This is a genomic window from Streptomyces sp. NPDC013455 (assembly GCF_040632975.1).
In the GTDB taxonomy this organism is placed as follows: Bacteria; Actinomycetota; Actinomycetes; order Streptomycetales; family Streptomycetaceae; genus Streptomyces.
In genome coordinates this window covers 325032-344093 of the sequence record NZ_JBEYCX010000001.1, presented here as the reverse complement: position 1 = coordinate 344093, position 19062 = coordinate 325032, and the positions used below count along the sequence as shown (strand labels likewise).

The window sequence follows — 19062 nt, the reverse complement described above, 5'->3', positions numbered from 1 at the left end:
CCAAGAGAGCCGCAATCGCAAGGAGTTTCCGCCTGTGATACCGAGATGGCCGGCGCCCCGGACGCGCCGTACCGCCCACCTGAGACGGGCGGCGGCCGTCACCGCCGCCGCCCTCGCCGCCGCGCTGATCCAGCCACTGGCCGCCGAGGCGGCCACCCCGCCCGCACCGCCCTCGGACGCGGCCCTCGCAGCCCAGCCCGCCCGGCACGACGCCACGCGCGAGCAGTTCTACTTCGTCCTGCCGGACCGTTTCGCCAACGGCGACACGTCCAACGACCGCGGCGGGCTCACCGGCTCCCGGCTGAAGACCGGCTACGACCCCACCGACAAGGGCTTCTACCAGGGCGGCGACCTCAAGGGCCTGACGAAGAGGCTCGACTACATCAAGGGGCTCGGCACCACCGCCATCTGGATGGCGCCCATCTTCAAGAACCGTCCGGTCCAGGGCACCGGCAACAACGCCTCCGCCGGCTACCACGGCTACTGGATCACCGACTTCACCCAGGTCGACCCGCACTTCGGCACCAACGGCGACCTCCGGACCCTCATCTCCAAGGCCCACGCCAAGGGCATGAAGGTCTTCTTCGACGTCATCACCAACCACACGGCCGACGTCGTGGACTACGAGGAGAAGTCCTACGACTACCTCTCCAAGGGCGCCTTCCCGTACCTGACGAAGGACGGCGTGCCCTTCGACGACGCCGACTACGCCGACGGGCGGCACGGCTTCCCCGCGGTGGACCGGGACTCCTTCCCGCGCACACCGGTGGTCACCGGGAAGAACAAGGTGCCGTCGTGGCTCAACGACCCGACGATGTACCACAACCGCGGCGACTCCACCTTCGCCGGTGAGAGCTCCACCCACGGCGACTTCTCCGGGCTCGACGACCTGTGGACCGAGCGGCCCGAGGTCGTCCACGGCATGGAGAAGATCTACCAGCGCTGGGTGCGGGACTTCGACATCGACGGCTTCCGGATCGACACCGTGAAGCACGTCAACATGGAGTTCTGGACCCAGTGGGCCACCGCGCTCGACGCGTACGCCGCCAAGCGGGGCCGGGACGACTTCTTCATGTTCGGCGAGGTCTACTCGGCCGACACGGACGTCACCGCCCCCTACGTCACCCAGGGCCGGCTCGACGCCACCCTCGACTTCCCCTTCCAGGAGGCGGCCCGCCAGTACGCCTCGCAGGGCGGCAGCGCCCGGAAGCTCGCGGGCGTCTTCGGCGACGACTACAAGTACACGACCGGCAAGGCCAACGCCTACGAGCAGGTGACCTTCCTCGGCAACCACGACATGGGCCGGATCGGGTCGTTCCTGAAGCAGGACAACCCCGAGGCCACCGACGCCGAGATCCTCGCCAGGGACGAGCTCGCCAACGAGCTGATGTTCCTCAGCCGCGGCAACCCCGTCGTCTACTACGGCGACGAGCAGGGCTTCACCGGGCCCGGCGGCGACAAGGACGCGAGGCAGAGCATGTTCGCCTCACGCACCGCCGACTACCTCGACGACGACCGGATCGGCACCGACCGCACCCACGCCGAGGACGCCTACGACACGCGAGCACCGCTCTACCGGCAGATCAGCGCTCTCGCCAAGCTGCGCAAGGCCAACCCGGCCCTGACCGACGGTGTGCAGCAGGAGCGGTACGCGGCCGACGGGCCGGGCGTCTACGCCTTCTCCCGCACCGACGCCAAGACCGGCACCGAGTACGTCGTCGCGTTCAACAACGCCGGTGAGAAGCGGACCGCGACCTTCCCGACCGGCTCGGCCGGCATGGCCTTCCGCGGCGTCTACGGCACCGACGCCTCGGTGAGGAGCGACGGCGACAAGAAGCTCACCGTCACGGTCCCGGCCGGCTCGGCGATCGTCCTCAAGGCGGCGGGCAGGCTCCCGAAGCCCGCCACGGAACCGGCGATCACCCTCAAGGCCCCCGCGGCCGGCGCCACCGGCACGGTCGAGGTCACCGCGGACGTCGACGGCGGCCGGCTCGACCGGGTCGTCTTCGCCGCGCAGACCGGCAACGGGAAGTGGCGGGTCCTCGGCTCCGCCGACCACGCCCCCTACAAGGTCACCCACACCATCGGCAAGGACGTGGCACCGGGCACGGCCCTGCGCTACAAGGCCGTCGTGGTCGACTCGGCCGGCCGCACCGCGAGCGCCCTGGCCGCCTCCACCACCGGCACCCCGCCCGCCCCCCAGCCGCCCACCGCCTCCTCCCGCGACCACGTGATCGTCCACTACAAGCGCGCGGACGGCGACTACGCCGACTGGGGCCTGTACGCCTGGGGCGACCTCGCCGACGGCGAGGCCACCGAATGGCCGAAGAGCCACCCCTTCACCGGCCGGGACGCCTACGGCGCCTTCGCCTGGGTCAAGCTCAAGCCCGGCGCCTCGAACGTCGGCTTCCTCGTCATCGACAAGGACGGCACCAAGGACGTCGCCACCGACCGCACGATCGACGTCACCAAGACCGGTGAGATCTGGATCGAGCAGGGCAAGGAGACCGTCACCACCGAGCGGCCCGAGTACCCGGCGCCCGACAAGAGCAAGGCCGTCCTGCACTACCACCGGGCCGACGGGGACCACGACGGCTGGGGGCTGCACGTGTGGACCGGCGCCGCGCACCCCACCGACTGGTCGAACCCCCTCGAGCCGGTCAAGACTGACAGCTATGGCGCAGTCTTCGAGGTGCCGCTCACCGAGGGTGCCACCAGCCTCAGCTACATCATCCACAAGGGCGACGAGAAGGACCTGCCCACCGACCAGTCGCTCGACCTCAAGGCCATCGGCCACGAGGTGTGGCTGGTGAGCGGCCAGGAGAAGTACCTGCTCCCGCAGCCCGCGGGCAGCGCCGCCGCGCTCGACCTCACCACCTCCAAGGCGGTCTGGATCGACCGGAACACCGTCGCCTGGAACGGCTCCGACGCCGCCTCCACCCAGCTGCTGTACTCCCGCGACGGCTCGATCAAGGCCGAGGACGGCGCCCTGACCGGCGACGCCAAGTGGCTGCGCCTGTCGAAGGGGAAGCTGACCGACGCCCAGAAGGCGAAGTTCCCGCACCTGAGCGAGTACACCGCCTGGACCGTCGACCCCCGTGACCGCGACCGGGTCCGCGAGGCCCTGCGCGGCCAGGTCGTCGCCACCCGGCGCGCGGCTGGGGGTACCTCCCAGGCTTCCGGCTCTGGGGGAGGGGCCGTGCTCGCGGCGACCGGCGTCCAGATCGCCGGCGTCCTGGACGACCTCTACCCCGGCGCGACCGAGGCCGACCTGGGGCCGACGTTCGACAAGGGCCGCCCCACCCTGTCCGTGTGGGCGCCGACCGCGCAGTCCGTCGCCCTGGAGATCGGCGGCACCACCGCCGCGATGCGCCGCGACAACACCACCGGCGTCTGGTCCGTCACCGGCCCGGCGTCCTGGAAGGGCAAGCCCTACCGCTACGTCGTGAAGGTCTGGGCGCCCAGCGTCCGCAAGGTCGTCACCAACAAGGTCACCGACCCCTACGCCCTCGCCCTCACCGCCGACTCCGAGCGCGCACTCGTCGTCGACCTGGACGACGAGGCGCTCAAGCCCTCCGGCTGGTCGTCGTACACCAAGCCCGAGGCCGTGCCGCTGCGGGACGCCCAGATCCAGGAGCTGCACATCCGGGACTTCTCCGTCGAGGACCGCACGGCGAAGCACCCCGGCACCTACCTCGCCTTCACCGACAAGGCCGGCGACGGCAGCAGGCACCTGCGCGAACTGGCGAAGGCCGGCACCTCCTACGTCCACCTGCTGCCCGCCTTCGACATCGCCACCATCCCCGAGCGCAGGGCCGACCAGGCGAGGACCGACTGCGACCTGGCCTCCCACCCGGCGGACTCCGACAAGCAGCAGGAGTGCGTCGGCAAGACCGCCGCGAAGGACGCCTACAACTGGGGCTACGACCCGTACCACTACACGGTCCCCGAGGGCTCCTACGCCACCGACCCGGACGGCACCGCCCGCACGGTCGAGTTCCGCGAGATGGTCAAGGCCCTCAACGACGACGGCCTGCGGGTCGTCATGGACGTCGTCTACAACCACACCGCGGCGAGCGGCCAGGCGGACACCTCCGTCCTGGACCGGATCGTGCCCGGCTACTACCAGCGGCTCCTCGCCGACGGCTCGGTGGCCAACAGCACCTGCTGCGCCAACACGGCCACCGAGAACGCCATGATGGGCAAGCTGGTCGTGGACTCGGTCGTCACCTGGGCCAAGCAGTACAAGGTCGACGGCTTCCGCTTCGACCTCATGGGCCACCACCCCAAGGAGAACATCCTCGCCGTGCGCGAGGCCCTGGACGCGCTGACCATGGAGAAGGACGGCGTCGACGGCAAGAAGATCATCCTGTACGGCGAGGGCTGGAACTTCGGCGAGGTCGCGGACGACGCCCGGTTCGTGCAGGCCACGCAGGAGAACATGGCCGGTACCGGGATCGCCACCTTCTCCGACCGCGCCCGCGACGCGGTGCGCGGCGGCGGCCCCTTCGACTCCGACCCCCGCGTCCAGGGCTTCGCGTCGGGGCTGTACACCGACCCCAACACCTCCCCGGCCAACGGCACCGAGGCGGAGCAGAAGGCGCGGCTGCTGCACTACCAGGACCTGATCAAGGTGGGCCTGTCCGGCAACCTGAGGTCCTTCACCTTCACCGACACCGCCGGCCGGCGGGTCAAGGGCTCCGAGGTCGACTACAACGGCGCGCCCGCCGGCTACGCGGACGCTCCCGGCGACGCCCTCGCCTACGTGGACGCGCACGACAACGAGTCGCTCTTCGACGCCCTCGCCTTCAAGCTGCCCGCGTCGACGGGCGCCGCCGACCGGGCCCGGATGCAGGTCCTGGCCATGGCCACGGCCGCCCTCTCGCAGGGACCGGCCCTCTCCCAGGCGGGCACCGACCTGCTGCGCTCGAAGTCCCTGGACCGCAACTCCTACGACAGCGGTGACTGGTTCAACGCGATCCACTGGAACTGCGCCGACGGCAACGGCTTCGGACGCGGGCTGCCCATGGCGGCCGACAACGCGTCCAAGTGGGAGTACGCCCGGCCGCTGCTGGGCTCCGTGAAGGTCGGCTGCCCGGAGATCACCGGGGCCTCCGCCGCCTACCGGGACCTGCTGCGCATCCGTACGACCGAGGAGGCGTTCTCGCTGGGTACGGCCGCGCGGGTGCAGGAGCGGCTGTCCTTCCCGCTGTCCGGCACGGACGAGACGCCCGGCGTGATCACGATGCGCATCGGTGACCTGGTCGTCGTGTTCAACGCCACGCCCGAGCGGCAGGAGCAGCGGGTGCCCGCGCTGGCCGGCGACCGGTTCCGGCTGCACCCGGTGCAGGCGGAGGGCGCCGACGCGGTCGTGAAGACCTCCGCCTACGCGGCCGGCTCGGGCACCTTCACCGTGCCGCCGCGGACCGTGGCGGTGTTCACCCGGACCGGGAACTAGGGTGAGGCCGTTGCCGTAGAACAGGAGCGCGCCATGCCGCAGATCACCGTCGACTACTCCGACACCATGGAGAACGCCTTCGACCGCGCGGGCCTCGCGCGGGCGCTGCACGAGGCGACCGTGGAGATCGCGGCGGCCAAGCCGGAGGCGTGCAAGACGCTGTTCCGGCCGAGCACGTACACGGCGTTCGGGTACGAGGATCCCGGGGCGCGCGGGCACGCCATCGTGCACGTGACGATCGGGCTCCTCGCCGGACGCGGCGAGGAGACGAAGGCGCGGCTCACGGAGGCGGTCCTGGAGGTGCTGCGCGCGCACGTGGCGGACGCGGCGTTCACCCTGCACGCCTCGGCCGAGATCCGGGACCTCGACCCGTCGTACCGGAAGTTCGACCGGTAGCCGTCGCTCAGGACGCCAGGGACACGAGCCGGCCGGCCAGCTCCGCGAAGGGGCCGTCGGCCGGCTCGTCCCGCACCATCGTGCGCAGCAGCCCGGCCATGTCCGCGTCGTAGGCCGCGCTGACGGCGGCGAGCGCGGCGAAGTCGTGCACCAGCTGGAGCTCCAGCTCGGCGCGCGGGATGCGCCGGCCCTCCAGCCAGAGCAGCGCCGTCGACTCGGCGAGCGAGATCCAGGAGCGGACGACCAGCTCCAGCCGCGCCGACGCCTCGGTCACACCCAGGTGCGAAAGGATCTGGACATAGGCGGCCTGCCGTACGGAGTCGACGAGCGCGTTGGTCGTCGAGGACCCGACGGCCGGGCCGCCGCGCATCAGCGCCGAGAAGCCGGGGCCGTGCTCGTCCACGAAGTCGAAGAAACGGCGCATCACGCGCAGCAGCCGGGCGCCGAGCGGACCCTCGTGCGGCTCGGCGAACCGGCCCGCGAGATCCTCCGACGCGCGTTGCAACGCGGCCTCGTACAGGCTGAGTTTGCCGGGGAAGTAGTGGTAGACGAGCGGACGCGAGATGCCCGCCGCCGACGCTATCTCGTCGATGGAGACCTCGTCCGGCGAGCGGCGGCTGAACAGCTCGAGGGCGACACCGATCAGCTGCTGCCGACGTTCCTCGACACCCATCCTGCGGCGAACCCCGGTACTCATGGGCACACCTTACCGATCGGATTCGGCCGCGGCTGTTCACATGTCGAGCACCAGGCGATCACTCCGCGCCCGGGACACGCAGATCAGCATCGAGTTCTGCCGTTCCGCGTCCGTCAGCAGCTCGTCCCGGTGATCGATCTCCCCCTCCAGCACCCGCTGTTGACAGGTCCCGCAGAAGCCCTGCTCGCAGGAGTAGGCGAGGTCCGGCAGCTCACGGCGCACGGCCGCCAGCACCGTCGAGCCGGCCGGCACGGTCAGCGTGCGCCCGCTGCGGCGCAGTTCCAGCTCGAAGGCGGTGTCGCCGCCGGCCGCCGCGGGCGGCGCGAACCGCTCCAGGTGCAGGGTGGCCGTCCCGGGCAGTGCCTCCGCCACCGCCGCCGCCAGCCCGTCCGGGCCGCAGCAGTAGACCGCGGTGCCCTCTGGTATGCCGGCGAACAGGGCGGGAAGGTCCACCCGCCCGTCCTCGTCGTCGGCGACGACCGTCGCCCGGTCCCCGGCGAGCGCCCGCACCTCCTCCAGGTACGGCATCGACGCCCGCGTCCGCCCGCCGTACAGCAGCCGCCACGCGGTGCCCTCCGGCAGGGCCCGCAGCATCGGCAGGAGGGGGGTGATGCCGATGCCGCCGGCGACGAACACGTAGGCGGGCGCGTCGACCAGCGGGAAGCGGTTGCGGGGGCCGCGCACCTCCAGCTCCATGCCCTCGGCGAGCCGCTCGTGCACCTCGCGGGAGCCGCCCCGGCCGTCGGCCACCAGCCGGGTGGCGACCGTGTAGCAGGAGGTGTCCCCGGGGTCCCCGCACAGCGAGTACTGCCGGACGAGCCCCGAGGGCAGCACGAGGTCGACGTGGGCCCCCGGCTCCCAGCGCGGCAGCCCGGCGCCCGCCAGGCGGAGTTGTACGACCCCGTCGGCGATCGTCTCGTGGGCGGCGAGCCTCAGCCGCAGGGCCCGGGAGCGCGGCCGGCCGGAGACCGGCGGGTCCAGGGCGGGCAGCGGCCACAGCGGCGAGGTCCGCACCCGGCGGCGCAGGGCCCGCCGGGTGAGCAGGGCGGCACCCGTCACGAGCGCGAGGGTCAGCGGCTTCGGCATCAGGCGGCCCCCCTCTCCTCGGCGGCGAGCGCGGCGGGGGAGCCGGCCAGGTAGGCCACGGCCTGGGCCGTGGAGCACTCGTGCGAGGGGTGGTAGGCGCGGCTGAGGTAGCGCGGGACGGACTTCAGCATGTCCCCGGTGGCGGGCAGGGTGCCCTGCCGGCCGCGCCGGTGGAAGTCCCGGAGGGACGCCTTGGCGCCGACGAGCGTCGGGTCGTTCTCCAGGAAGAAGCGGATCCCGCGCTGCCACAGGAACACCAGCGCCGAGAAGGCCGTCGCCCAGGTGCGCACCCGGCGCCGGTAACCGCCGTCGACGTGCAGGAACAGGTCGAAGGCGACGGACCGGTGCTCGACCTCCTCGGCGCCGTGCCAGCGCAGCAGGTCCAGCATGGTGGGGTCGGCGCCGCGCCGGTCCAGCTCGGTGGCGTTGAGCACCCAGTCGCCGAGGAAGGCGGTGTAGTGCTCGATGGCCGCGATCAGCGCGACCCGCTCCAGCAGCCACCAGCGCCGGGCCCTGCCGGGCGGCAGGGTCCGGTCGCCGAGCAGCTTCTCGAAGAACCAGTCGACCTGCGCGGTGTACGGCGTCGGGTCCAGACCCTGTGCGCGCAGGTGCGGCAGGACCTCGTCATGGGCCTGGGAGTGCATGGCCTCCTGCCCGATGAACCCCAGGACGTCCGCGCGCAGCCGGTCGTCCCGGATCAGCGGCAGCACCTGCTTGTACACGTGCACGAACCACCGCTCACCGGCGGGCAGCAGCAGGTGCAGCACGTTGATGGTGTGCGTGGTGAACGGGTCGCCGGGCACCCAGTGCAGGGGGGTGTCCTGCCACGAGAAGGACACATTGCGGGCCTTGAGCGCGACGCGCTCGGACTCCACCGGCCGGGCCTGCGTGTGAGACATGGCGTCAATGTACTGGCGGGTAGCTGCCCTGAGAACCCCTGCGGCGGGGCTTGTTTACGCCGGTGTCAACAAGCCCTCCCGGGCCGTGGCGGTGCCGCCCCTACCGCAGCCCGTGGATCGATCCGCCGTCCGCGAGCGTCCCCGCCAGGTCGGCCCGCGCCCCCCGCGCGGCCTTCACCGCCAGCAACGGACCCTGCCCCGAGGCGGTGACCCCGCCGGTCGCCGAGATCGACGACGTCCCCTCGCCGCCCGCCGCCAGCAGGTACCAGCTCCCGGCCGCCGACTTCCACAGCACCCCGGCCAGCACGTGCGGGTCGCGCGGCCCGCAGGCCGGCACGTCCGTGCCCTTGGCGACGACCGCGCCGGCCGCCCCGCCCGGCGTACGGAACTGGGCCAGCGCCGCCGTGCCGTCCCCGCGCCAGGTCTCGGCCCGGGTGCACACCCACGCCGCGGACCCGCTGCCGTCGGGCAGGGGCTGCTCGGCGTAGGGCCAGGCGTTGACGCTGCGGACGCCCGCCGTGCGCTCGGCCGCGAGGGAGCAGGCGAACGGCGCCCAGGAGCGCAGGCCCGCCGCGCCGGACACCTCCCCGGCCGAGCCCGGCCGCCCGGCCGTCAGGTGGGCCGGCACCAGCTCGCCCAGGTCGGTGGCCAGCCGCGTCCCGGAGGCGTCGGTCAGCTGCAGCACGGTCCACGAGGTGCAGGCGCCCGGCCGCATCACGGGGCTGGCCAGCGGCGCGGTGACGCCGTCGGCCAGGGTCAGCGGGGTCGCCGCCGCCTCCGGCTTCGTCAGGTCCCGCTGGGCGGCCTTCCGCACCCAGGGGGCGGTGAGGTAACGGACGTTGCCGTCGGAGCGGCCCAGCACCAGTGCCCCGGCCTCGGCGCCGGACGCGCCGTCGGCCCGGGCGAAGTCCAGCGCCGCGCCCTGCGTGCCGCTCCTCGGTTCGGCGTAGCGGACGACGCGCAGGCCGTCGTAGAGGATCACCACACGGGCGGCGTCCACCTCGCCCGCGTACAGCAGCTGGGGCGGGCCGGCCGGGCCGCCGGTCTGGGTACCGGGAGTCGACGAGACGCGGACCGTCCCACCGGGGCGGGCCCAGACGGCGAGGGCGCGGCGCAGCAGGGCCCGGTCGCCGGTGAGCGGGCCGCGCGCGGGCCACACCGAGAAGTCGGTGCGGGCCGAGGTGCGCCAGGCGGTGGGGGAGACCCGGGTCAGCTTGCCGGGGTCGAGCGCGGCGACGGCGGCCGGGTTCTCGGCGGAGGCGGGGGCGGCGGCGCCGTCGGGGCCCCAGCCGCCGCCCGGCAGCGCGACCAGCGCGCCGCACACCGCGAGCGCGGCCGCGGCGGCGAGGGCGGCCTTGGTGTGCTGGCGGCGGCGCATCAGATCGGTGGGCCGGGCCTGCAGCGCGCACGGGTCGAACTCGGCGGAGGAGAGCAGCCCCGGCTGCGCGGGCACGCCGTTGGCCGAGGCCAGCGCGCCGCCCGGATCGGCCACCCCGGCCGCCGCGAGGAGTTCGCGGATGCCGGTGTCGGGCAGCTGCTCAAGGCCGCGCAGGACGTAGGCGGCGCGGGCCGGGCCGGACAGGGCGGACAGCCGCTGGTCCAGGGCGAGTTCGTCGGCGCCGCCCGAGCGCGGGAACAGCCGCAGGCCCCACACCTGGGGGAGCAGCGGCGGGAGCTGGGAGAGCCGGGGCAGCCCCTTGCGCGGGCGCGCGGCCTCCAAGGCCGACCGCAGGACCCGCTCGCGCAGACAGGCGTACGCCGGGTCGCCCTCCCGGCCGGTGGCCTGGGCCGGGAGCACGGACGGCCGCTTGCGGCCCCGGGGCAGGGCGCGCTGGGCGAGGGCGTGTGCGGTCAGTACGCGGCGGCCGCGGCCGAGGCCCGGCGGCAGCACCAGGTAGGCGAGCCGGACCAGCCGGGGGTAGTGCTCGACGAGCGCGGCCTCGGCCTGCTCGACGTCGACCGGGCCGGTGCTCGGGGCGGAGGCGGGCGCGTGACGCTGGTCTACATCCTGTGACTGCACGTCCGGGAGAACGAGCCAACGTCGAGTTGGTCACCGCCGTACGGGTGACGCCACGGCCCGCGGCCCGGCCGGCCGGGCGACGGTGAGCGGAACGCCGGGCACAGCCGTATCCCAGGGGGCTGGGGCATGCTTGGGCGACCGAGACCGGAGGAACAGATGAGGTTGGCAGGAGCGCTGCTCGGAGCCGCCGCCGTACTGGCGCTGGCGGGGTGCGGCGCGGGAGGGGACACCGCGTCGGTGCCGCCCACGGCGACCGGCAGCCTGGAGCACCTGGCCGCCGAGGTGAAGTGCGAGCCGGACATGCAGACCGACGCGGACGAGATCCGCCAGGCCATCTGCCGCACCGGCGAGGGCAGGTTCGTCCTCGCCACCTTCGCCACCGACCGCGGCCAGCGCGAGTGGATCGACGAGGCGAAGGACTACGGCGGTCACTACCTGGTCGGCCGCAAGTGGGTCGCCGTCGGTGACGACGGGGTGGTCGAGACGCTGCGCGGCACGCTCGGCGGCGATCTGGAGGAGGGCGTCGACCACCACGCGCACACCGGCGCGCACGGCGGCTGACACGGCCGAGGGACACGGCGAAGGCCGGTGACGGGAGGGGGATCTCGTCACCGGCCTTCTGCCGGGGGGCCCGCGGTGGGGGTCAGGCGCAGTTCTGACCGCGGTTGATGCAGTTGGCGATCTTGTTGGCCAGTCCGTTCCGCGTGACGCTGATGAAGTCGTCGTGGTCCGTGGCCGCCTTGTGCAGCTGCTCCGGGAAACCGTCCACGGCGTAGGCGTTCTTCACCTGGCCGTTCTGGATGGTCGGCGGGTTGATGTTGTAGACGAGCCGCATGGTCAGCTGCGGGATCGCCTTGAACCCGTTCGGGCAGACACCGCTCGCGGGGTCGGCGAAGGCCACGTGCGTGCGGTGGTTGGCGCTGTCGACGTTCTGCCCGTCCCAGCAGCTCTGGAAGGCGAACGTCCGCACCACCTTGCTGCCCTGCGGGCAGATCGGGTACTGCTCGGTCAGCTGCACCTTGTTCTCGAAGCCGGTGCAGCTCCAGTGCGCGTTGGCGTTGGCCAGACCGTTGGTCGTGGTCTTGGCGTCACCGGTGATGATGCGCAGGAACTGCGGCATCGCGACCACCTTGCTCGCCGGGCTGCCCACGTACTTGATCTGCGCCTGGACCGGGGTCAGGATCCGGCCGACGTTGCCTTCCTTGCCGCCGCCGTCCCGGTTCTGGTCGAAGTCCTGCGTGCCGTCCTGGACGCGGACCACCGGCCAGTAGTACGACGACAGGTCGTTGCGGTTCTGGCAGCTGGTGCCGCCCTGCAGGAACGTGTTGTTGCCGGCGAACGCGTTGATCTTCTGGTTGCCGACGTAGTCGTGCAGGTGGTGCGCGCCGTTGGTCACACCGGGCGCCACGATCACGTTGTCGGTGTTGAAGTTCTTGTTGGCGTTCACACCGCAGCGCGTGGTGAAGGTGCCGGTGGAGGCGTTGCCGGTCCGGCGCGGCTTGCCCTGGACGTTCGGCGCCACCTTGGTGATGTCGACGAAGTCGGCCGCCACGGGGCCGTTTCCGGCCTGCCCGCCGATGTTCCCCTGCTGCCCGTTCTGGCCTTGCTGCTGGCCGCCGTTCTGCTGCTGGCCGCCGTTCTGCTGCTCGCCGCCGGCGGTCGTCTGGTTCGCGGTCCGTGTCGTACAGGCGGCGAGCTGCTTGAGCGCGTTGTCGAAGGAACCGCCGGCCCGCTGGATGTCGATCCGGATGCGGTCGATCGTCGCGGCCCGCTTCTCCTTGAGGGGGCCGACGATCGAGTTCTGCACGAAGCTCGCGTCCCTGGCCTGGGCGTCCCTGGTGGAGGCGAGCCGGTTGTAGGCCTCGGTGATCTGCTTGTCGAGGTTCGCCAGCTCCGTCGCCACCCCCTGGCGGGCCGCGTTCGGCACGTTCGTCAGCTTCTGGCCGACGTCCGGGCAGGAGATGGTCGCGACCTGCGCCGTCGCGGCCTTGGTCGAGTTGCCTCCCCATGTCTGGTTGCTCGACTCGTGCGCCGAGGCGTAGAAGTTCGCCCAGATCAGCCCGCCCCCACCGAGCGCTAGGGCCGCCGATGCGGCAATGGCCTTGGCGGCCAGCGGCGTACGGCGTTTTCGTGTGTTGCGTCCCATGGAACTCCTCTGACTTCCTTGCGGGGCAGCATCGAGGCGCCCGACAGGAGTGAAGCGGCGCCCCTACATACGGACTCCGTCCCGGAGGTGTTCACCGGTCCCGCGAATTCTCCGTGGCCACACAGGAGTTGGCAGGTCAGCGGTCGCGGTCCAGATGGGCGAGCACCGCGAGGACGCGCCGGTTGTCGTCGTCCGACACCTCCAGGCCCAGCTTGCCGAAGATGTTGGAGGTGTGCTTGGCGACCGCCCGCTCCGTCACCACCAGCTGCGCCGCGATACCGGCGTTCGACCGGCCCTGCGCCATCAGCTCCAGCACCTCCCGCTCGCGCGGGGTGAGCCGGGCGAGCGGCCGGTCGCCGCCCGCGCCCCGGGACAGCAGCTGCTGGATCACCTGCGGGTCCATCGCCGTACCGCCCGCGGCGACCCGGCGTACGGCGTCCACGAACTGCTCCGCGTCGAACACCCGGTCCTTCAGCAGGTAGCCGATCCCGCCGGTGCCGTCGGCCAGCAGCTCGCGTGCGTACAGCTGCTCCACGTGCTGGGAGAGGACCAGCACCGGCAGCCCGGGCCGCGCCCGCCGGGCCGCGAGCGCGCACTGGAGGCCCTCGTCGGTGTGCGTCGGCGGCAGGCGTACGTCGACCACCGCCACGTCCGGGCTCAGCTCGGCCAGCGCCCGGGCCAGTTCGGGACCGGACTCGACGGCCGCGGCGATCTCGAAGCCGTGGGCCTCCAGCATCCGCACCAGCCCGTCGCGCAGCAGGAAGAGGTCTTCGGCTAGGACAACACGCACGGGATCTCCATGGTCACCATGGTGGGGCCGCCGACGGGGCTGCCGACGGCCAGGACTCCGTCGAATGTACCGAGCCGGCGCTCGACCCCGGCCAGCCCCGAGCCGGCTCCGACGCGGGCACCGCCCCCGCCGTTGTCGGTCACGGTGATCCGCAGCCGGCCGTCGGTGTGGTGCACGTCGATCCAGACCCGGTCGGCCCCCGCGTGCTTGACGGCGTTGGTGAGCACCTCGTTGACCGCGAAGTAGGCGGCCGACTCCACCGGCGCGTCCGCCCGGCCGGACAGCTCCACGGTCACCTCCGCGGGCAGCGGCAGCCGCAGCGCCAGCGCCCGGACGGCGTCGCCGAGGCCCCGTTCGGCGAGGACCGGCGGATGGATGCCGCGCACCAGGTCGCGCAGCTCCTCCAGGGCCTCGGCGGAGTTCCGGCGGGCCTGGGCGAGCAGCTTCTTCGCCTGGGCCGGGTCCCGCTCGACCAGCATCTCGATGGTGCCGAGGTCCATGCCCATGGCGACCAGCCGGGCCTGGGCGCCGTCGTGCAGGTCCCGCTCGATGCGGCGCAGCTCGGCGGCGGAGGTGTCCACGGCGTCGCGCCGGGTCTCGGTCAGCACCCGTACCCGTTCGGCGAGTTCCGCGTCGCCGCCGAGGACGGCCCGGGTGAGCCGGAAGTGGGCGGTCAGCAGTGCGGGGGTGTAGCGGTGGGCGACCACCAGCAGCACGGCGCCGAGGGCCGCGGCGAGGAAGGCGGTGGCCTGACCGGTGACCGGCACGAACGCGTACCAGTAGGTGTCGCCCGGGCCGGGGACGTACGCGCGCCACAGCCCGGCCGGCAGCAGGAGCCCCTCGACCGGGAAGAGCAGCAGCACCGCCGGGAGCAGCGCGGTGACGAAGCCGGCCGTCATGTCGACCAGCAGCCAGCGCACGTCCCGCCAGGTCTGCGGGTCCCGGAGCATGGTCAGGGCGCGCGTCCAGGGGGCGGCGCCCGCCGGGACCGGCCGGTACGCCGCCGGGATCCGCACCCCGCACCACTCGGCGGCCAGCCGGCGGCGCGTGTTCGCGTACTCCCTCAGCGCGCCGAGCGTCCAGGGCAGGAGGAACAGGCCGAGACCGATCGGCAGGAGTTCCAGGGAGACGACGGTCAGCACGAAGAGCAGCACCGTCACCGGCAGCATCGCCAGGGCCAGGACCAGTCCCCGTACCGCGGCCAGCACCACCTCCCGGGCGCGGGTGCGGACGTCGTACCCCTGCGTGTCGGTGTTCATGGCGCCAGTTTCTCCGACCCGCCCGTCGCCGGTCACTGGGCGCAGGCCCACGTCAGGGGGTGGTGCCGGGTACACCCCCGGCGCGGGCCAGCACCTCCGCCTCCACCGCGGGGTCCAGGCCCAGGCGGGCGCGGTCAGGCCGCCGGGGCGCGCTGCCGCCGATCTCCCTCAGCCACCGCCAGGTGTCCGCGACGGTCTCCTCCACCGGCCGGCACACCAGCCCGGTCGCCAGCGCCCGCGACACGTCCGCGCCGTGCGCCGCGTCGTACATCTCGCCGCCCGGCGGCACCCACACCGGCAGTTCGGTCCACGGCTGCACGCCCGCGTCCAGGATGACCCGCGGGTCGGTCCAGCGCAGCTCCGCGTCCGCGCCGGTGACCCGCAGGCACGCGTCCAGCAGCTCGCCCATGGTGGTGTGGCCGGGCGGGCTCACCAGGTCGTAGGGACCGCTCAACTCCCGCTCCAGCGCGCCGAGGAGCCAGTCGGCGAGATCGCGCGCGTCGATGTACTGGAGCGGCAGTCCGCGCGGCCCCGGGGCCAGCACCGGGCCGCCGCGGGCGATCCGGGTCAGCCACCAGGGCAGCCGGCCGACGTTCTCGTGGGGCCCGAGGATCAGCCCGGCCCGGACCAGCAGCGAGCCGTCGTCCCCGAAGGCCCCGGCGGCGGCCAGTTCACCGCCGCGCTTGTCGGCCGCGTACTCCGTCGCCTCCGCGTCGGCGGCGCCGTCGACCAGCGGCGCGCCGTGCGAGCTCCCGCGCGGCCAGGGCCAGGCGTACACCGACCGGCTGGAGACGTACGCGTACCGCCCGGCCCGGCCGCGCAGCGACCGGGCCGCCTCGTGCACCGCACGCGGGGCGGCCGACCAGGTGTCCACCACGGCGTCCCAGCCGCCGCCGGCCGAGGAGAGCGCGGCGAGGCCGTCGGGTGCGGTGCGGTCGCCGTGCAGCGACCGCACCCCGGCGGGGGGCCGGTGCCGTCCGCGGTGGAAGACGGTCACCTCCCAGCCGCGGCCGAGCGCGGCCCGCACGACGGCCCGCCCCACGAACTCCGTTCCGCCCAGCACGAGAAGTCTCATGCCGGCATCCTGCCCGGCCCGGACCGCCGCCGACCCGGACCTCTGCCGAGGGCAGAAGGCCCGGGGGTGTCTCGCCGGTCTCGCCGGGCTCCCGGCGCCCGGCACCGTGCCGCGCCTCGCCTCGCCGGACGAGACGGCCCCTAACGGCCGGCCGGCGGGGCGTACTTGTAGCCGACCCGGCGCACCGTCTGGATCGTCTGGCGGTGCTGGGCGCCCAGCTTGCGGCGCAGCCGGGCGATGTGCACGTCGACGGTGCGGCCGTCGCCGACATGGCCGTACCCCCACACCGTGGTGACCAGCTGGTCGCGGGTGTGCACCCGGTGCGGGTGCGCCACCAGGTGGGCGAGCAGCTCGAACTCCAGGTACGTCAGGTCGAGTTCGCGGCCGTCGACGTCGGCGGTGCGCCGCACGGTGTCGATGCGCACCAGCGGCCCGGTGCCGGGCTCCGCCGCGTCCTCCGGCCGGTCCGGCACCGCGACCGGCAGGAACGGGGGCCGCCGGTCGGCCGGGACCAGCACCAGGTAACCGACCATCGGCGGCTGGCCCGGCAGGGTGGGCAGGGTGTGCTGCGGTGCGGGCAGCCAGGTGGCGCCGGGCGGCAGGAAGTCCGTCACGTCGGCCACTTCGTCCCGGTCGACGGCGCGCAGCCGGTGCCGGGGGCCGTTCGCGACGGGGGTGGTCAGGGTGGCGGTGGAGAGGGAACGGGTGGTCGCCATGAGAGGTCAGCTCTTTCGCGCGAGAGGTTCGTCGGACGATGCGGCGGCCGCGATTCGTGGTCGGGCGCGCCGGAGGACGTACGTCGTTTCGCGCTGGCCGAAGCCGGGGGTACGGCTTTCAGAGGGCCCGCGCGTGCGTCGCGCGGCAACACACACGGTCGAAGTCGTGGTGCTGACGAGAAGGCCAGAACGGCTCCAGGTCGTGACGACCCGTCGCGGGGATGTGCTGGATACCGGCCATGGGCCCATTGAAGCAGAGGCGCGCGGCGGGCAGGAGTCTCCTCTCACTGCTTGGACGCTTCGGTGGCGTGAAAGTGCCGTGGCAACCGTGCCGTTACGCGGTGTAAGGCCCTGGTCAGCGCCTTGCGCGCGCGTTTTCGTGGCCGGAACGGCGTCTCACTCCTCGGACAGTGCGCCCGCGGCCCGGACATGCCCGAAGGGGCGCCCGCCGTGTCGGCGGGCGCCCCTTCGGGACGTCGGGCGGCTCAGACCTGGCCGGCCTTCTCCAGCGCGGAGCAGCAGGTGTCCACCAGCAGGCGGGTCACCACGTACGGGTCGACGTTGGCGTTCGGGCGGCGGTCCTCGATGTAGCCCTTACCGTCCTTCTCGACCTGCCACGGGATGCGCACCGAGGCGCCGCGGTCGGAGACGCCGTAGGAGAACTTGTCCCACGGGGCCGTCTCGTGCAGACCGGTCAGGCGGTCGTCGATGCCGGCGCCGTAGTTCTTGACGTGGTCCAGCGGCTTGGAGCCCTCACCGAGCGACTCGCACGCGGTGATGATGGCGTCGTAGCCCTCGCGCATCGCCTTGGTGGAGAAGTTGGTGTGCGCGCCCGCGCCGTTCCAGTCGCCCTTGACCGGCTTGGGGTCCAGGGTCGCGGAGACGCCGAAGTCCTCGGCGGTGCGGTACAGCAGCCAGCGCGCCACCCAGAGCTGGTCGGAGACCTCCAGCGGGGACAGCGGGCCGACCTGGAACTCCCACTGGCCCGGCATGACCTCGGCGTTGATGCCGGAGATGCCGAGACCGGCCTTGAGGCAGTGGTCCAGGTGGGCCTCGACGACGTCACGGCCGAAGATCTCGTCGGCGCCGACACCGCAGTAGTAGCCGCCCTGCGGGGCCGGGAAGCCGTTCTCCGGGAAGCCCAGCGGGCGGGAGCCGTCGAAGAAGGTGTACTCCTGCTCGATGCCGAAGATCGGCTCCTGCGCGGCGAACCGCTCGGCGACCTCGGCCAGCGCGGCCCGCGTGTTGGACCGGTGCGGGGTCATGTCGATGTCGAGGACCTCGCACAGCACCAGGATGTCGTCGCCGCCGCGGATCGGGTCCGGGCAGGTGAAGACCGGCTTGAGCACACGGTCCGAGGAGTGCCCCTCGGCCTGGTTGGTGGAGGAGCCGTCGAAGCCCCAGATCGGCAGTGCGTCGAGACCGGCCGGTGCACCCGTGATGATCTTCGTCTTGGAACGGAGCTTGGCCGTCGGCTCGGTGCCGTCGATCCAGATGTACTCAGCCTTGAAGGTCACGGGGGCCACATCCTTCGGGGGTGGGTCGGGCGCACTCGCGGGTGCTGCGGCGCTGCGGCACGGGGGCGCCGCTCGATCTGCCGGGCAGCCTGTCAACAGGCCGTTTCCCGGTCATTGCTCGTATGTGAACCCCGTGTTACCTGGTGCTTCTGTGGCGCGTCACACATGGTGAGGTGAAGGGTGGTGGGGTATGGGACGGCCGGCGACCGCCACCCCCGTAACGGTCGCCGGCCCCGCCTCATCCGACCTTCTCGATCACCGCCCGGCGGATGAGGAACTTGCCGGGCTCCCGGACCTGCTCGAAGGCGGCGTTGTTGAGCAGGACGCAGCTGCCGGAGACCGAGGTGACCTTCACCGTCGTGGACTTGTCGTTGTCCAGGTTGGTGACCTTCAGGGTGGTGCCGGCCGGGAACTGGTTGCTGGACGCGGCCGGGGCGCCGCCCTCGCCGGAGAGCGTCACGGTCGAGCCCTTGCAGACCTGCTCCCCGGAGGCCGCGGCGCCGCCGCCGTCGCCGGCGGCCTGGCCCTGCCCGGTCTTGGCGCCCCCGGCCTGCTCGCCGCCCTTCCCGCCGGCGGCGCCCTGACCGCCTGCGCCCTGCTGGCCCGCGTTGCCCTGCTCGCCGGCGGCGCCCTGCTCGCCGGCGGCGCCCTGCCCCGACTGGGAGCCCTGAGCCGACTCCCCAACGGTGCAGCCGGCCGCCTTCTGCTGGACCTTGATCTGCTCGATGACCGCCTTGCGGTTGGCGATCCGGGCCGCCGACTGGGCGTCCGGTTTCGCCTGCTGGTCCGCGATGAACCTCTCGTTGTTGCCGAGGGCGGTGGCGAGTCCCTGGCAGGTGGTCGAGTCCGCGGACAGCGTCTTGGCGTCCTTCGCGGGCTGCGCGGCGTTCGAGGTGGTGGCGAGCGCGAAGGCTCCGCCGCCCGCCACCGCCGCGGCGCTGACGAGCAGCGCGAGCTTCTTCTTCGTGCCGAGTGTTCGCCTACGCGACATGCGCGCCTCCTG

General features: G+C 73.0%; 14 protein-coding genes. 3 read left to right on the top strand and 11 right to left on the bottom strand.

Translation table 11 applies throughout. The features are described from left to right. Nucleotides 1-34 precede the first annotated feature (34 nt). Both pulA and ABZ576_RS01485 read left to right on the top strand, forming a co-directional pair. Nucleotides 35-5458: a pullulanase-type alpha-1,6-glucosidase gene (gene pulA / locus ABZ576_RS01490; protein ID WP_360734488.1), complete on the top strand. Its 5424-nt coding sequence runs from the start codon at nucleotides 35-37 to the stop codon at nucleotides 5456-5458. 33 nt (nucleotides 5459-5491) lie between these two features. Beyond that, the gene (locus ABZ576_RS01485; protein ID WP_360734485.1) at nucleotides 5492-5854 is read left to right on the top strand and encodes an isomerase; all 363 of its coding nucleotides are present in this window, start codon (nucleotides 5492-5494) and stop codon (nucleotides 5852-5854) included. A gap of 7 nt (nucleotides 5855-5861) precedes the next feature. Here the strand turns inward: ABZ576_RS01485 and ABZ576_RS01480 are convergent, their stop codons facing one another. From ABZ576_RS01480 to ABZ576_RS01465, 4 genes are all read right to left on the bottom strand, one after another. Beyond that, a complete protein-coding gene (locus tag ABZ576_RS01480) occupies nucleotides 5862-6551 on the bottom strand; it encodes a TetR/AcrR family transcriptional regulator (RefSeq protein WP_360734482.1) in 690 nt (229 codons plus the stop codon). 36 nt (nucleotides 6552-6587) lie between these two features. Beyond that, nucleotides 6588-7637, bottom strand: a complete 1050-nt coding sequence (locus tag ABZ576_RS01475) for a PDR/VanB family oxidoreductase (RefSeq protein ID WP_360734480.1) — start codon at nucleotides 7635-7637, stop codon at nucleotides 6588-6590. Further along, nucleotides 7637-8536 (bottom strand): metal-dependent hydrolase, encoded by a 900-nt coding sequence (locus ABZ576_RS01470; RefSeq protein ID WP_360734477.1) that lies wholly within the window; start codon nucleotides 8534-8536, stop codon nucleotides 7637-7639. The genes ABZ576_RS01475 and ABZ576_RS01470 overlap by 1 nt, the downstream gene beginning before the upstream one ends. 100 nt (nucleotides 8537-8636) lie before the next feature. Continuing rightward, on the bottom strand, nucleotides 8637-10556 hold the full coding sequence (locus ABZ576_RS01465) for a hypothetical protein (protein ID WP_360734474.1): 1920 nt from the start codon (nucleotides 10554-10556) through the stop codon (nucleotides 8637-8639). A 156-nt stretch (nucleotides 10557-10712) separates the two neighbouring features. Between ABZ576_RS01465 and ABZ576_RS01460 the strand changes: the two genes are divergently transcribed. Continuing rightward, nucleotides 10713-11117, top strand: coding sequence for a hypothetical protein (locus tag ABZ576_RS01460; protein WP_360734472.1), 405 nt, complete (start codon nucleotides 10713-10715; stop codon nucleotides 11115-11117). An 82-nt stretch (nucleotides 11118-11199) separates the two neighbouring features. Here ABZ576_RS01460 and ABZ576_RS01455 read toward each other — a convergent pair whose 3' ends face one another. The 7 genes from ABZ576_RS01455 to ABZ576_RS01425 all read right to left on the bottom strand — a co-directional run bounded on the left by ABZ576_RS01455 (nucleotide 11200) and on the right by ABZ576_RS01425 (nucleotide 19050). Next, nucleotides 11200-12702 carry a DUF1996 domain-containing protein gene (locus ABZ576_RS01455; RefSeq protein WP_360734469.1) on the bottom strand — a complete coding sequence of 501 codons (1503 nt, stop codon included), beginning with the start codon at nucleotides 12700-12702 and terminating at the stop codon, nucleotides 11200-11202. Nucleotides 12703-12838: 136 nt separating this feature from the next. After that, nucleotides 12839-13492, bottom strand: a complete 654-nt coding sequence (locus ABZ576_RS01450; protein ID WP_360734467.1) for a response regulator transcription factor — start codon at nucleotides 13490-13492, stop codon at nucleotides 12839-12841. Beyond that, nucleotides 13477-14751, bottom strand: coding sequence for a sensor domain-containing protein (locus ABZ576_RS01445; RefSeq protein WP_360734464.1), 1275 nt, complete (start codon nucleotides 14749-14751; stop codon nucleotides 13477-13479). Before ABZ576_RS01445 ends, ABZ576_RS01450 begins: the two co-directional genes overlap by 16 nt. A gap of 52 nt (nucleotides 14752-14803) precedes the next feature. Beyond that, entirely contained in the window at nucleotides 14804-15826 is a 1023-nt protein-coding gene (locus ABZ576_RS01440; RefSeq protein WP_360734461.1) for an NAD-dependent epimerase/dehydratase family protein, read from the bottom strand. A gap of 140 nt (nucleotides 15827-15966) precedes the next feature. Beyond that, nucleotides 15967-16542 (bottom strand): winged helix-turn-helix domain-containing protein, encoded by a 576-nt coding sequence (locus ABZ576_RS01435; RefSeq protein ID WP_360734459.1) that lies wholly within the window; start codon nucleotides 16540-16542, stop codon nucleotides 15967-15969. 485 nt (nucleotides 16543-17027) lie between these two features. After that, nucleotides 17028-18059, bottom strand: coding sequence for a glutamine synthetase (gene glnII / locus ABZ576_RS01430; RefSeq protein WP_360734456.1), 1032 nt, complete (start codon nucleotides 18057-18059; stop codon nucleotides 17028-17030). A gap of 238 nt (nucleotides 18060-18297) precedes the next feature. After that, entirely contained in the window at nucleotides 18298-19050 is a 753-nt protein-coding gene (locus ABZ576_RS01425; RefSeq protein WP_360734453.1) for a hypothetical protein, read from the bottom strand. Nucleotides 19051-19062: the final 12 nt, after the last annotated feature.